Annotated in this window: 17 protein-coding genes, 2 tRNA genes and 2 pseudogenes; 11 read left to right on the top strand and 10 right to left on the bottom strand. The window is 38.0% G+C overall.

The genetic code is table 11. The features are described 5' to 3' along the window. Positions 1–97: 97 nt before the first annotated feature. Together ACSYSR_RS01930 and ACSYSR_RS01925 are read left to right on the top strand one after the other, a co-directional pair. Positions 98–179: transfer RNA gene (locus ACSYSR_RS01930), tRNA-Leu, on the top strand. A 69-nt stretch (positions 180–248) separates the two neighbouring features. Next, positions 249–321: transfer RNA gene (locus ACSYSR_RS01925), tRNA-Thr, on the top strand. Positions 322–484: 163 nt separating this feature from the next. On the opposite strand, the gene ACSYSR_RS01920 is transcribed toward ACSYSR_RS01925, so the two are convergent. The 6 genes from ACSYSR_RS01920 to ACSYSR_RS01895 all read right to left on the bottom strand — a co-directional run bounded on the left by ACSYSR_RS01920 (position 485) and on the right by ACSYSR_RS01895 (position 4,293). Continuing rightward, positions 485–1,540 (bottom strand): site-specific integrase, encoded by a 1,056-nt coding sequence (locus tag ACSYSR_RS01920; RefSeq protein WP_489816273.1) that lies wholly within the window; start codon positions 1,538–1,540, stop codon positions 485–487. A 292-nt stretch (positions 1,541–1,832) separates the two neighbouring features. After that, positions 1,833–1,985 (bottom strand): hypothetical protein, encoded by a 153-nt coding sequence (locus ACSYSR_RS01915; RefSeq protein WP_489816274.1) that lies wholly within the window; start codon positions 1,983–1,985, stop codon positions 1,833–1,835. Beyond that, positions 1,986–2,684, bottom strand: a complete 699-nt coding sequence (locus ACSYSR_RS01910; RefSeq protein WP_489816275.1) for a potassium channel family protein — start codon at positions 2,682–2,684, stop codon at positions 1,986–1,988. It lies immediately after the preceding gene. A gap of 34 nt (positions 2,685–2,718) precedes the next feature. After that, positions 2,719–3,549, bottom strand: a complete 831-nt coding sequence (locus ACSYSR_RS01905; protein ID WP_489816276.1) for an SHOCT domain-containing protein — start codon at positions 3,547–3,549, stop codon at positions 2,719–2,721. Positions 3,550–3,771: 222 nt separating this feature from the next. Next, on the bottom strand, positions 3,772–3,945 hold the full coding sequence (locus ACSYSR_RS01900) for a hypothetical protein (RefSeq protein WP_489816277.1): 174 nt from the start codon (positions 3,943–3,945) through the stop codon (positions 3,772–3,774). Further along, entirely contained in the window at positions 3,946–4,293 is a 348-nt protein-coding gene (locus ACSYSR_RS01895) for a helix-turn-helix domain-containing protein (RefSeq protein ID WP_489816278.1), read from the bottom strand. 258 nt (positions 4,294–4,551) lie between these two features. On the opposite strand from ACSYSR_RS01895, the gene ACSYSR_RS01890 reads away from it, so the two are divergent. Both ACSYSR_RS01890 and ACSYSR_RS01885 read left to right on the top strand, forming a co-directional pair. Beyond that, positions 4,552–4,863: a hypothetical protein gene (locus tag ACSYSR_RS01890; RefSeq protein WP_489816279.1), complete on the top strand. Its 312-nt coding sequence runs from the start codon at positions 4,552–4,554 to the stop codon at positions 4,861–4,863. Between the two features lie 93 nt (positions 4,864–4,956). Further along, on the top strand, positions 4,957–5,196 hold the full coding sequence (locus ACSYSR_RS01885; protein WP_489816280.1) for a hypothetical protein: 240 nt from the start codon (positions 4,957–4,959) through the stop codon (positions 5,194–5,196). A gap of 46 nt (positions 5,197–5,242) precedes the next feature. Here the strand turns inward: ACSYSR_RS01885 and ACSYSR_RS01880 are convergent, their stop codons facing one another. After that, complete coding sequence (locus tag ACSYSR_RS01880) at positions 5,243–5,770, bottom strand: hypothetical protein (RefSeq protein WP_489816281.1); 528 nt, start codon at positions 5,768–5,770, stop codon at positions 5,243–5,245. Between ACSYSR_RS01880 and ACSYSR_RS01875 the strand changes: the two are divergent. The 4 genes and pseudogenes from ACSYSR_RS01875 to ACSYSR_RS01860 all read left to right on the top strand — a co-directional run bounded on the left by ACSYSR_RS01875 (position 5,658) and on the right by ACSYSR_RS01860 (position 7,730). After that, positions 5,658–6,517 (top strand): annotated as a pseudogene (locus ACSYSR_RS01875) (Sak single strand annealing protein). The gene ACSYSR_RS01880 and the pseudogene ACSYSR_RS01875 overlap by 113 nt on opposite strands. Further along, a pseudogene (ssb, locus tag ACSYSR_RS01870) lies at positions 6,514–6,945 on the top strand (single-stranded DNA-binding protein). The pseudogenes ACSYSR_RS01875 and ssb overlap by 4 nt, the downstream one beginning before the upstream one ends. An 18-nt stretch (positions 6,946–6,963) precedes the next feature. Continuing rightward, complete coding sequence (locus tag ACSYSR_RS01865; RefSeq protein ID WP_489816282.1) at positions 6,964–7,173, top strand: phage replisome organizer N-terminal domain-containing protein; 210 nt, start codon at positions 6,964–6,966, stop codon at positions 7,171–7,173. A gap of 41 nt (positions 7,174–7,214) precedes the next feature. Then, the gene (locus ACSYSR_RS01860; RefSeq protein WP_489816283.1) at positions 7,215–7,730 is read left to right on the top strand and encodes a lytic exoenzyme target recognition domain-containing protein; all 516 of its coding nucleotides are present in this window, start codon (positions 7,215–7,217) and stop codon (positions 7,728–7,730) included. 116 nt (positions 7,731–7,846) lie between these two features. On the opposite strand, the gene ACSYSR_RS01855 is transcribed toward ACSYSR_RS01860, so the two are convergent. Both ACSYSR_RS01855 and ACSYSR_RS01850 read right to left on the bottom strand, forming a co-directional pair. Next, positions 7,847–8,266, bottom strand: coding sequence for a hypothetical protein (locus ACSYSR_RS01855; protein ID WP_489816284.1), 420 nt, complete (start codon positions 8,264–8,266; stop codon positions 7,847–7,849). Then, the gene (locus tag ACSYSR_RS01850) at positions 8,250–8,867 is read right to left on the bottom strand and encodes an ImmA/IrrE family metallo-endopeptidase (protein ID WP_489816285.1); all 618 of its coding nucleotides are present in this window, start codon (positions 8,865–8,867) and stop codon (positions 8,250–8,252) included. Before ACSYSR_RS01850 ends, ACSYSR_RS01855 begins: the two co-directional genes overlap by 17 nt. An 899-nt stretch (positions 8,868–9,766) precedes the next feature. Between ACSYSR_RS01850 and ACSYSR_RS01845 the strand changes: the two genes are divergently transcribed. Further along, positions 9,767–9,916 (top strand): hypothetical protein, encoded by a 150-nt coding sequence (locus ACSYSR_RS01845; protein ID WP_252774301.1) that lies wholly within the window; start codon positions 9,767–9,769, stop codon positions 9,914–9,916. A gap of 161 nt (positions 9,917–10,077) precedes the next feature. Here the strand turns inward: ACSYSR_RS01845 and ACSYSR_RS01840 are convergent, their stop codons facing one another. Beyond that, positions 10,078–10,743: a YoaK family protein gene (locus ACSYSR_RS01840; RefSeq protein WP_489816286.1), complete on the bottom strand. Its 666-nt coding sequence runs from the start codon at positions 10,741–10,743 to the stop codon at positions 10,078–10,080. Between the two features lie 871 nt (positions 10,744–11,614). On the opposite strand from ACSYSR_RS01840, the gene ACSYSR_RS01835 reads away from it, so the two are divergent. Next, entirely contained in the window at positions 11,615–12,520 is a 906-nt protein-coding gene (locus ACSYSR_RS01835; protein ID WP_489816287.1) for a homoserine O-acetyltransferase/O-succinyltransferase family protein, read from the top strand. After that, on the top strand, positions 12,495–13,775 hold the full coding sequence (locus tag ACSYSR_RS01830) for an O-acetylhomoserine aminocarboxypropyltransferase/cysteine synthase family protein (RefSeq protein ID WP_489816288.1): 1,281 nt from the start codon (positions 12,495–12,497) through the stop codon (positions 13,773–13,775). Before ACSYSR_RS01835 ends, ACSYSR_RS01830 begins: the two co-directional genes overlap by 26 nt. The last annotated feature ends 21 nt before the right edge of the window (positions 13,776–13,796 follow it).

The following is a 13,796-nucleotide window of genomic DNA, read 5'->3' as shown; positions in this document are numbered from 1 at the left end:
TACTTGACGATGAGAAAGAAATCCAGTATTATTAAATGGTTGCCAAAGCGTCTGTCGGTTGTTTAAGACCGGGAGTTAGCCTGGTAAGTCAAGATTTGCGGATGTGGCGGAATTGGCAGACGCGCTGGATTTAGGTTCCAGTGGAGTAATCCGTGCAGGTTCGATTCCTGTCATCCGTATCACAATATTTAAAAAAATATTGTTGAAGTATTCAAAATATTTTGATATGATATTTAGGTACTGATTTTGCCGACTTAGCTCAGTTGATAGAGCACCTCACTAGTAATGAGGGGGTCAGCGGTTTGAGTCCGCTAGTCGGCATTTATGCCATTTATTGGTTCTTTTGTTAAACCGCTCTATATCAGCCTTAAAGGTTGGTGTAGAGCGGTTTTTCTTTGTTTTTAAATATTTACTATTCAGACGTTTTAGGACGTTTTTAGCCGTTTTTATTATTTTTTTACACGGTTTTTGCACGGTTTGCACGTTAAAAAATAGAAGACATGATATCGAATGTCTTTTCATCTTCAGTCTGACGTTGAGCATCTAATAGGTGTATATAAATATCGATTGTGGTCGATATATTCTTGTGTCCTAAACGTTTTGATACATATTTAAGGTCAACACCCCTAGACAATAGAACACTACCATGAGAGTGGCGCAAGGCGTGAAAGGTAACATCTTTGATACCCAGTTCTTTGATGGCCTCTTTGAGTGATTTACTAGCGCCATAATTGCTAATGTTGGCCACTTTTCCTTTGAGTCCCTTTAATTGTGCTAACAAATCGTCATCAACGGTAATCACACGATTACTATATTCTGTTTTGGTTGATTTAACATGGCCGTATTGATCTAATGCTTTATTGACTGAAATTGTTTTGTTCTGAAAATCAACATCAGATGACTCAAGTGCTCTTATTTCACCAATTCTCATTCCAGTGTGAATAGATATATAAATAGCCAGATAGGAACGTGCATGCGGAAATTCAACTAATTTTCCTAATACATAATTATTTAATTTAATCAATTCATCTGTTTCGAGAAATTTTTCTTCTTCTGACTTTCCATTTAGGCCAACCAATTTAATTCTTATAGTTGGGTCTTTGTCGATAATACCTTCAGCATATGCATCTTTTAGCGACTGACTGATGTGATTCTTTCGCTTCGCAACTGTTTCTTTTGAATGTGTTTCACCAAATTCGTTAATAAAGTTTTGAAAATCTGAACGAGTAAAATTAATCAACAAAGCATGTGGTAAATACTTTTTGATATTATCTAGTGTATTTTTGTATTGGTACACGGTTGAACTTTCCAAATCATTTTTGTAAGTATCGACCCAGTTTTCAAAATAATCCGATAACAACATATCTTCATATTTATTTGTTTCTGAATCAGTAGCGCCAGATTCAATGGACGCTGCCCACAATTGAGCTTCCTTTTTTGTTTTGAATCCTTGCCTGCTAGGTCGCTTTTTCTTACCGTTTACCGTGATTGATGTGAATACCCGCCAATTGTTAGGGGCTATTTTTACAAAACTAGCCATACTTCCTCCATTTTGGTACAAATAAAAAGGCCTGTGGCCTTAATCGTGTATCTATGCTCCCAATAGGGACGCTATTCTTCTGATTGATTGTCACCCAGATAGAAAAAGATAGCAACGGCTATTATCGTGTATATAAATAGGGTCAGAATCCAATGATCTAATATAAAATCAAGCGTCATAAAGAATCCGGCTAGGATAAGTAAAAATGGTATCCATGTCATTATTTTATAACTTGCCCAGAACATAAAATAAATGCCGCCAAAGATGATAAATAGAAATCCGAGAATAACCATTAGTTGTGACCTCCACTAGTCTTGGTAGCGTGTCCACCTTTGTAATTGACACTGTTTGGATCACTAGCATCGATTAAATGTAAAACGATAACCACCACGTAGACAATAATTGAAATACCAATCAGCCATTTTTGTTTACTATTTAATTTCATTTACTTCTCTCCTAATTTTCGTTCTAATCTTTCCAATTTTTCAGTGATGTCATCCAACTTCTGATTTAGCTTATCTTTTGACCTTTCAGATTGTTCTTGTGTAAAAAATGAAGTCACTGTACTAGTAATTGTACCAATTAACCCGATCCCGACGAACATTAGCACAATAGCAATACCACGTCCTATTGCTGAAGTGGGGGATATATCACCATATCCAACTGTCGTAGCTGTCACAATAGCCCACCACAATGCATTACTATAAGATACATTTTCAGCTAAAGAATAAATACCAGCAGAGATTAATATCAAAACAACAACAAAGCTCATTAAGTAGATGAAACCGTTCGTATTGACGAACTTAACTAAATTACGTTTAAAACGACCAGCAAATCCAATTATACGAACAAAACGCAATAGTTTTAGTAAACGAATAGTTCGAGCAATTCGGAACATTGAAAAGACGGAATCAAAGGGGATGATTGCCAATAAATCGAAGATATTTGATTTGAAAAATTGCCATTTGTTCTCAGCTCTAGTTAATCTGACAATGTAGTCTATCCAGAAGAATATAAGAATAAATTTATCGATTAAAAAATAAGGCGCTTTTGATATCGATATTAATCCGCCAATATCTAATCCGGTTAAAGCAACGGAAACTACGGCGAACGTGAAGACGGTTGCAAAGTAAAGTTTTTTCATCTTTTCCTTTTATGTACGCCCAAAAGGGCGTGTGTTATTTTTGTTCTAAAATTTCTGTTTTCTTCTTATCAAATTCTTCTTCACTAATGATTCCAGAATCCATTAATTCTTTTAATTGCTTTAATTCATCAATATAAGATAGGTTTATTTTAATTGATTTTTTTTCTTCAACTTCTTGTTTTTTATTGTTTGAAACTATCATATTTAAGTTAGATTCAATAACGTTAATCAGCTTATCTCCACCTAGCAATCCAGCCATTACTTCAAATTGATATACTCGTCCGTCTGAAAACGTTAATACAAAGATAGCCTTTTCCAAAAGTTCGTTTGATGTTCCATGAGATTTGGCAGTAGCAGCACCGACAATTGCTCCAGCTCCTCCTGTCAACGCACTGCCTACTAATGATCTAGTAATGCCACCTTTCTTTTTAGTAGTTGTATTGGTCTTCATTCGGTCGGTTCTTGTCGAAGATTCTAATTCTGAAAAATTATAGACGTGATGTTGTTGACCAATTTTTCTTGGGATGAGCATTTGATGTTTTTCTCGGTCAATATATAAATTTCCGAAGCAATCAACGTCTGCATTTTTCTTAAATTCTTCTTTTAAGGCTTTGGCTTCTTCTTTTTCAGCTTCTTTTTCTTGTTTCTTCTTATTTTTATAATCATGCACGCTGATTTGGCTTCCAGTATCAATCATTTCTTTTATTTTTTTAGTAGTAAGGATAGGGGTAATATCCTGTCCAGTAAACGACGTTGGTTTATCAACTACTTTTTTTGCACATTTTAAATCAATATATCCATCTTCGATTTTGACAGAATCTCCAAATCCAATTTTTTCTTCACAAACTGCACAATATTTTGCCATTTCTTCTCTCCTAAATCTATTTTATAAAATCATTATATACATATTCAAACAGCCAAGATGGAATCTTGTATGCTTCCATGAACGCTGGTACGCTAGTCGGTCGTTTTATTTCCATCAGCATATCAATAGCGTGTTTGTGCATTTCGTATTCTTCACCACGTTGAAAGTAGGGGCTAAATCGATACACGGCATCAGGTAAGTTATTACCGTGCATAATATGGCTTAGTTCATGAGCCAAACGAAAGGCATAGCTAGTTTTTTATAAGCTGGATTCATGAAGACAATCTTCTTATCCGGCATAGATGTATCAGAGTCATCATCTAGGCTTTCAACGTCAACGATTGTAATATCGTTTTGTTTTGCTATTTTTTCAAGCGATTCTATGACTTCTTCCACTTATTTACCTTTCTTGTCAGCCATGATAAAACGGGCATATTCTAACAACTTCTCTCGTGTTTCGTCAGAAACTGGCTTACCATCAAATGACATTATTAAGGTATCGTCAGCAATATCAACTTTTTGATTAGATTCATTTTTTTTAGGTTCAAAACTATCTGTATTTCCTAAAAGATAGTCTGTCGAAACACCAAGAACATTGGCAACGACTTTTAAAGAAACATTACTTGGTTCTTTTGTTTTCCAATTGTAGATGGCATTTTGGCTTAAACCTGCTTTTTCAGCAGTTTTTTGCAAACTAAAACCCCGTAATTTTGAAATTTTTTTAGTACGTTCAAATACAGTCATATAAATGATTCTCCTGATTTGAAGAACGTAATTTTTACAATCAATATAAAAATACAGTTGACAGTTTTTTTACAATGGTTGTTATTATTAGTTCATCAAGTAATCAAGCAACAAAAAACAAGCACTGATACATCTAAATTGGCGGTCTAATTATATGTCTATAGGTTTTTATTACTTGTTTGTTATGGCTAAATTTTACAACTGTTGTAAAAATTAGTCAACAACTTGATGAATAAATTACACAGAAAGGATAAAAGTATGACGACATTGGGAATTGAGTCTCGAAATGTTGAAAGGAAATTCAAGATTGCATTAATTGCTCAAGGAACTACCAAGCTTAAGGAACAGGTACATGGTATTGAAACAAAAGTAGATACGTATATCGAAAACCAAGTAATCACAGCTACTGATAGCAATGCCATTGCACGAGCAGTATCTAAACGTGTACATCAGTATGGATCTTTACATCATATCGATCGTGACGAACGTGGTCCATTGTTTAAGGACTTGAACCGCCAGATTAAGGAAATAACATCAGCAGTTGATTTGGGAAACGAAGACTTTTTCTAGTCGCTGTCTCCAAGCCAAAAAAGCGAAGTATATTTCAAAATCCAAGAAATGGAAGGGAATATCAAGAAGTTCAAGAAATATGCACGAGAATACATGATTGTTGGTGGCCACATTGACGATATTGAAATGGGCGAAGTCAGTCGACGAGTAACGATTAATGACCCAGAACTAATGCTTAAATACTTGAAATTGTACGGACTAGAGGTCCTTCAATTTAAAGGTGTGACAGGTCTTAAGAAAATTCTCAACGAAGAAGAATTTGATGAGGTGACGGTCATTAAAAAGGCAAAAAAGTTAATTTTAAAAAGTGATAGAAGGGAAACTTATGATTAATTATTTATTAGTTGCTAATTTATTTTTACAAGTATTGAATTTAATATTAATTGTTTCTGATAGAGAATGATTTTGACTTAGATAGAAGATTAATTCGTTTGTTTGTAATGATTACAATTTCATCTGGAAAGTTATCAACAAATGTATCGATATTATGTGTTTCAAATGGAAATAATATTTTTTCTGAAATAGGAGTAGTCGAATCAATTGGAGGAATGAATATATTTCTAGTCATATATGGTGGTGAGAACACAGAACCTAATACTGTATTTGATTGCTCCTCAAATTTTTTTCTTTCCTCGCGTTCTTGATTATCAAATTCATTCCGATCATACTGATCAATATCAAAATCTAATTCATGTACCACTTTGTTATCTCTCTTCAGAGTAACATTTTTAATAACTAAAGAATGAGATGAAGTGTTGCTAATAGTGAACGAAATACGTCTTCGTTGACGATTTATTTTAGAAGTATATCTAGATAAATATACAGAATATTTTGAATTTTTTAGATTCAGGAAAAGAGAGACAGTACTTACAAAAAGTGTTGATACTGACAGAAAAATTGTAAACATAATTAATTACCTACTTTCTAAATTATTATCTCACAGCACAAAACTGAAAGGAGTTGAATGTGGCAGAAAAACAGTTTTTAAAAAACTAAAAGAAATCAACGTATCTGATCACGTTGAAAAAAAGCGGTCAGGTTATACCGAGCTAAGCTATTTATCATGGTCTTGGTCTTGGGCTTGGGAAGAATTAAAGAACCATTACCCAGATGCTAGTTATGTCATTAAGAAATTCGATAATAACTTGCCATACGTCTATGACGAAAACACTGGTTACATGGTTTTCACTGAAATCACGATTGACGGTATGACCCACGAAATGTGGCTACCAGTGATGGACGGGCAAAATAAGGCAATGAAATCACAGCCATATGAGTTCATGACGAAAAAAGGCAAGAAACGAGTCGAACAGGCGACGATGTTCGATGTAAATAAGACCATTATGCGTTGTTTGGTAAAAATATTGCCATGTTTGGTCTAGGTTTGTACATCTACCGTGGCGAGGATTTACCTGACGTTGAGCCTGAAAAAATTTCAGCAGAACAAGTCGACATTTTAAAAATCACGATTAGTAATGCCGAAAAGTTGACAGGAGCAACACTAACTAAGTATGTCAACGAGCATCTAAAGGTCAGCAACTTAAATAGCCTAATAGTCGATGACTATCCACGGGCAGAAGCGTTAGTAAACGACTTATTAGAACGAGCTAAAGCTAAGGCAGAAAGAACAGATAAAGAGGAGAAATCAGCATGATTAATCGAGTGGTATTGATTGGACGAATGACAAAGGATGTAGAACTTCGGTACACGCAGTCAGGGACTGCAGTTGGATCGTTCACGTTGGCAGTCAATCGGTCATTTAAAAATAACGATGGCGAACGTGAGGCGGATTTTATCAACGCTGTTATTTGACGTAAGCCAGCCGAAAACTTTGCAAACTTTACTGGCAAAGGGGCGCAGGTTGCAATCGAAGGACGGTTGCAAACTCGCAATTATGAAAACAATCAAGGACAGCGCGTGTATGTGATCGAAGTGGTTGTAGATAACTTCTCATTGCTTGAATCAAAGGCGGAAGCTGATAAGCGCCGATCAGAAAACAGGTCATCACAACCTGCAAAGCAAGCATCAGCGCCAGTTAACAATGCAGAAGTTGATATTAGTGGTGATGACTTGCCATTCTAATTGGTATAGGTTTATTAAATGGCAAATAAAAAATACTTTTGGATTAAATTGAGACCTGACTTCTTCAACGATCCTTATATCAAGTTATTAAGAAGAATGGCTGGTGGAGACACTTACACCATCATTTACTTAGAAATGTTAATAAAGAGTGCCTCGACAAACGGCATGATTTACTTTCAGGGAGCTGGAGAGGATATTGCCGAAGAATTAGCGCTAATGCTTGATTAAAACGTTGATTATGTTCGATCACTGCTTGCCATACTGGCTTCATGACTGCCAATGACACTGAAATTTCTTCATGTTATTACACGTTGGGTCAGGCAGGGACAGCCGTTCAGGAATTGAACCACGACTATTACTGGGGTCTTGATGGCCAGCCAGAGTACCATTTTTTCCACTATCAGGGCGGTACTCTCGCGCAGGTAACGCCAGAAGACGACCGCAATGCAAACATTGGTGAAGCTTATAAAGAAACTACATCAATTGAAAAGTTCAAGAATGGCGGAAACAAGTTCTACATTGGTGGCTGGATGACCGTTCAAGACGTTCAACAGGTCAACGACATTTGGCAAGTTCGAATTGACGAATTGGCTAAGTTGCCATTTGATTGGACTGATAACGGTATCCCATGTGTTGTACTTGATACAGAAAGTGGGGAACGTAACTTCAACCCAGGCGAACGTGTTAAGTTTAAGGACGACTACTGTTCTGGGACTACTGACGAGTATGACGAAGCCGAAAACGCTATCGGAATTGACTTTATTAAGGGATACGGACGTATCTAGTTTGATGCCGACGAGGCATGGCACCACGAATAAAAAAAAGCCCCTTTGGGGCCGTACATAATATGTTTTCTTTAAGTTGTTTACAATGCAATAAAAAAGCTAGATTTAAATCTCCTCTAGTGCATTAAATCAGAGATGCTTTTAGTTATTTTATGTGTATCTGAAAAAGCATAGCGATATACAATGAATAATAGTCCAATTAAGTTTCCAAATAGACCAGTAATTAAGTATTTTTGAACGTCAATATTAACGCTTTTGTTCATAAATATGATTATTAAAAAAACGGCAAGTGTTATTACAATAAAAAATACTCCTAACCCTATTATGAGGTATTTTCGTAGATTAATTTTATCTTCTAGTTCTTTGGTAAGATTATCTTTTAGAATAGTTGCTGTTTGAATAGCTATAATATCAGATCGATCTTTTTCTGCCTTTTTTTGAGTTTCACTTATACTATTGTCATGTGAACTACTATTATTGATTTTTTGGATTCTTTGAAGCAATGCTGCTGCTTCATTGTCATTGGAGTTTACCATATTTTAAAGTTACCGATTCTGAAATGGAATCAATTCTGATTCTAGCAGTTTTCTCACTAACAAAGAAAAACGTAGACACTTTAGTTATTAAATCAGCGAGCGAAGTTGACAGAGGGGCATATTTTTCAATAAATTCTATGCCATCTTCTTCTGGTACAAGGAAAAAACCGGCGAAGTAGTTTGCCTCATATTCGGACTCTTGCTCTTTTTCTGTGTAGTGGGACTGTTTGCGGTAATTCATGGTCACAAATTTCTCATTATTGTTAACATCAAATGAATTTTCAAATTTATCAGAATTATCATCCTCATCAACTTTGAATTTCCAATCTAAAATGAGATGCCCGAGTTCGTGTGCCATTGAAAAGACTTGTCTTTTTAATGGTTCTGATGAATCAACAAAAATATTTGGCCTTCTTTTATTTAAGTCGTATGTTACGTAAGCATCGATATCAGTTTCGGACATGTCCACCTGTGATACTGCAATGTTGAATGATAAAAGGTACGTAGCCAAGTTTTCATTATCAAAATTATTTTTCATAATAGTTCGGTGTGTATTTTCTGCTATAATAGAAATTTCATTTTTTCGCTTATCACTTACCATATACGTCACCTCCATATAATATTCTTCATCAATTTTAACACTATACAGATATAAATAGGATTGTGTTTTATTAAATAAAATATAAAATTTCAATATAGATCATTGATCGCATGAATTGACGGGGTAAAGAGCAACACGTTACAATCAATGATTGATGAATTACGTGTGATATCGGGTTACTTTGATTATTTGCCACGTTTTTGCCACAATATGGATAAAGGTATTGATATTAAAGGCGCTGTTAACATGATTACCACCTTTTTAGCCGTTTTCTAGAACTTCCTAGATGACGGTTTTTTCTTTTGGAAATAAAAAAGTCCATCACTGGCCGTCGGAGGACTAGAAAGCAAGTGTTATTGATTCTATAACTATTTTAACGCATCGAACACATTCACCGAAGAGATAGCCGAGCATTTTGCTTGGCTATTTTTTGCACAAAATGATGCACGGTTTTTGCTTGCTTTTGGTTAATATTAAATTACTAGTGACTCTTAGAAGTTCATGACACTTGCATGACAGTTTTACTGATAAATAATTTTTTTGTACTGCTAGTGGGCGTCAAGATTTTAGAACACGAGTTTTTAAGAAGACAGGACGCCAAGTGTCCTGTCTTCTTTTCGTGACTTTTTTCATGACAAAGTAGCCACTAACTGTTTCTATCTCGCACGGGCTGGTCGTTTTAGTTGCTCGATTTTTCAAAGGCGACTTTTTCAGAGGATAATTTTTAAATTTGATGCAACGTATTTTGAACCATTTAAGATGAAAAGGAATAGGTAAATCACTTTCGATCTTAACAAGCTTAGTATGCTCAGTTTTTCGTTTTTTGTGTCACTTTTTACTTTACATTAACGGACTTTGGTGTATACTGAGGGCAATCAAATTTAAAGGAGGAACATTCTATGTCATTCGAAGAAAAATTTGATGCAACAAAGGATAAGTTGGAAGGTGAGGCAAAAAAAGCTGAAGGCAAGGCAAAGGATTTTGCAGCCGATGCTAAAGATGCCACCAAAGATTTTGCCGATAAAACCAAGAATGCTTTTAAAAAGTAGCTAGCAGACCTGGTATGAGTCCGGTAGTGATTTTAGGCAAGACGTTGTGAAACGTCTTGCCTTTTTTGTACAATGAATTTTCCCTGTGGTCGTTGGATAGTGTTATTGGGTAAATGGGTCAAAAGAAAAAAGCCTTTACTAAGACAGTCAAAGGCTTTTGCTTATTTCAATGTGACCAGTTGGCTCATAACAAGTGTTACCAGAGCTGGAATGAGGATGGCTAACCCAGCCAAGACGGGAACTGTTGCACTGATTAACAGCGCTCCTAGGAAGAAAGTGAAGATGACCGTGGCGATATCAATGGCTGTTTGTGCCATCTTAGTGTTGCCACGGAAGAGACTTTCATAAAGGGCTTCGTAGAGTGTCCGGAAGTTTCCGGTCATCATCAGTGGCATAAATGGGGCCCCTTTGAGTTTGCGAAATTCTTGTAATTCGGCCGCAGCGGCAAAGGAAAGAATCGAAGTGCCAACGAGGTTGGGAACGTGCTTCTGCAGGATGGCAGACAGCACCAGGATGGCCGCCATATACCAAAGGACAAAGCGCCGTTCGGTTGTCTTACTGGCCCCTTTATTTTCTAGTACATGTTGGAGCACTTTGATTAAGAGAGTGCCAACACCAAAAGCAAGCAGTGAAATCAGGTAGTGACTGGCAGTTGACAAATGCATTTTGCCCAAGTTAATTCCAAGCAGGATTAAGTTTCCGGTTTGGAGACCAGCAAAGACTTCACCGTGGATTAAATAAGAATAGGCATCCAGCGATCCGGCGGTGAAGGTTAAGAGACTTCCAAAGAGGAGTCGTTCATGTGATGGGAATAAATTTTTAGACAAATCCGTCACCTCCAATACGGATACTATTGTACTGCAATTTGTCTTGTTTGCGTGGGTGAAATCGTTGATTTTCAAGGATTATGAGTAATCTTTCAGTTGATTTTGCAGGTGTTTAAAAAAGAATTGTTCTAATAAATATACTCTAATCAACTTAGAATGTTTAGGAGAGACCCAGAATATGAAGCATCGGATGCCGGACAGCCGGTTTGAATAAATCAATTGCGGCTCGAACATCTGGTCTGAAAATTCGGGTGGTTAAGCAGGCCTTGCTTCTAGGTTATGGAACTCGGTGGCGGTGCCGGCTGTGTTCCCAAAAGAAGCTTTATAACAAGGTTTATAGCAAAATGACCTTTAGCTTGTTGGACTGGTTTAATTCAAATATGATTAGCGAATCAAAACGATTTTTGGTAATTAAAAATGGGGATCGGTGACGGTAAAGTCAGACGAACAGCGCGTTAGGCTTTTTTAGTTGAATCAATCGGGCCTAGCAGCTTTTATTAAAAAAATAAAATTGCTGTTGACAAAGAAAATAGAACGGTTTATTATACGTCTCAACAGATAAATTATAAAATACTGAGAAAAGATGAGTAAACGTTCAGCTGATTTTAACAGAGAGCCCGGTCTGGTGTAAGCGGGTATTTGAGCAAATGTTGAAGATGGTCTTTGGTGACGGTATAAGCGGTGAGTCTTGCTGATGAGCCCCTTACGGATTGACACACGTTATTGTGTTAAGAGATAGCTTCTTTAGTGTCTTAAGTGTTGGCCAATAAGCCAGCAATAGGGTGGTACCGTGCCAGACTATTTGGCGCCCCTAGAATGACTTTGATAGTGATTCTAGGGGCGTTTTTTTGTTTTAAAAAGGAGAGTGGCGATGACGGCGAATGCAAAGAATGGGTTCTTGCACCAAAAGCAAGTATGGCAAAATCAGAAATTAAGCCAACCAGTGCAAATCCTGGTTTGGAATCTGATGCCAGCCAAGGAGAATACTGAAGAACAATTTTTGTCCCTGTTAAATGATTTGGACCAGGATGTCGAATTGACCTTTCTATATGCCTGTAGCCACCACTTCAAGACGATGCCAAAGGACGCGGTCGCCAACTGTTATGTCTGTTGGCACCAAATTCAGGACGAAAATTTCGATGGCCTAATTTTGACAGGGGCACCGGTGGAGCAGTTGCCCTTTGAGGATGTTGATTACTGGCAGGAATTTTTGACTGTCAAGGAGTGGGCCAAAGACCATGTTGATCAAACAATCAACGCCTGTTGGTCGGCTCAGGCAGCGCTGTATCAAGATTTTGGTATCAAAAAACGGCGCTTACCGGCAAAATTGTTTGGAATATATGAGGCTAAGCAACTAGGCCAAGCAACTGCCACTGAAAAATCAGGTTTGACCGCTGGCCTCGCCAACTTCAAGACACCGCAGTCGCGGTATTCGGAGTCAGTGATCGACGTTGAGGGTTTGCCAGCTGATTTACAAGTTCTCTTAACTAATGACCAAGCGGGACCGCTTCTGCTACATTCGGAAGAGAGGAGACAGACCTATCTGACGGGGCATTCTGAGTACCAAGTCAAAACATTAGATGCTGAATACCGGCGCGACTTAGCTAAGCATTTGGCCATTCATGAGCCTGATAACTATTATCCAGAAGGTTATTATGACCGGGGCGAAGAGATTGAAAACACCTGGACGGCTAGTAGCCACCAACTCTATCAAAACTGGTTGAACTTGATTGTCAATAAGGAGAAAAAAGATGACCGACAAGAAATTACACTTTGAAACGTTGCAAGTCCACGCTGGCCAAACGGTTGACCCAGCAACTGGGTCACGGGCCGTGCCAATTTACCAAACAACTTCTTACGTCTTTAAGGATGCTGAACAGGCCGCCAACCGCTTTGGTTTGACGGAACCCGGCAATATTTATACCCGCTTGACCAATCCAACGACGGCAGTTGTCGATGATCGTGTGGCAGCTTTGGAAAACGCTGCCGCTGGGGTGACTTTAGCCACAGGGTCAGCTGCTATTACGGCAGCGATTCTTAACATTGCTGGCCAGGGGGATGAAGTTGTTGCTGCTAGTACTCTTTATGGTGGAACCTACGATCTTTTGGCGGTTACGCTACCAAAATTAGGAATTAAAGCGACCTTCGTTGATCCAGATGATCCCCAAAACTTTGAAGAGGCGATTACGGACAAGACCAAGGCGGTGTATGTGGAAAGTATTGGAAATCCCAATATTAACTTGGTTGACTTTGAGGCCATTGGCGAAATTGCCCATCGTCACCAAATTCTCTTCATTGTCGATAACACGTTCGGCACACCCTACTTAGTTCGTCCCTTGGACCATGGTGCTGACATTGTGATTCATTCGGCTACAAAGTTTATTGGTGGTCATGGGACAACAATGGGTGGTGTCATTGTTGAAAAGGGCGACTTTGATTACAAAGCTAGCGGCAAGTATCCAGGCTTCACGAAGCCGAATGCTCAGTATAATGGATTGATCTTTGCTGATTTGGCACCGTCAGCCTTTACGACCAAGATCCGAGCAGAAAGTTTGCGAGACTTGGGGGCCACGATTAGTCCCTTCAATTCCTTCTTATTGCTACAAGGGTTGGAATCGCTTTCCTTGCGGGTTGAACGTCACGTTTCAAACGCCGAAAAGGTAGTTGATTATCTTAATAACCATCCAAAGGTGGCCTGGGTAAGGTATCCAAAATTGGCTGATAGTCCTTATCACGTTTTGGCAGAAAAATACTTCCCTAAGGGGGTCGGTTCGATTTTTACAATTGGATTGGTCGGTGGTCAAGAGGCTGGTAAGGAATTGATTAAGAACTTGAAGCTCTTTTCGCTTTTGGCGAATGTCGCCGATGCGAAGTCATTGATTATCCACCCGGCTTCCACGACTCATGCCCAATTGAATGAGGAAGAATTGCAAGCAGCCGGTGTGACGCCTGACTTGATTCGTCTCTCAATTGGCGTGGAAAATGTTGACGACCTTATCGCTGATTTGGACCAGGCCTTGGCTAAGATTTAAAGGCCTGGGTGGCGAAGAGAC

The organism is Fructobacillus sp. ESL1096, assembly GCF_058511985.1.
Note: the sequence above shows the minus strand (reverse complement) of the source record. Positions and strands in the feature narration are given on the sequence as shown.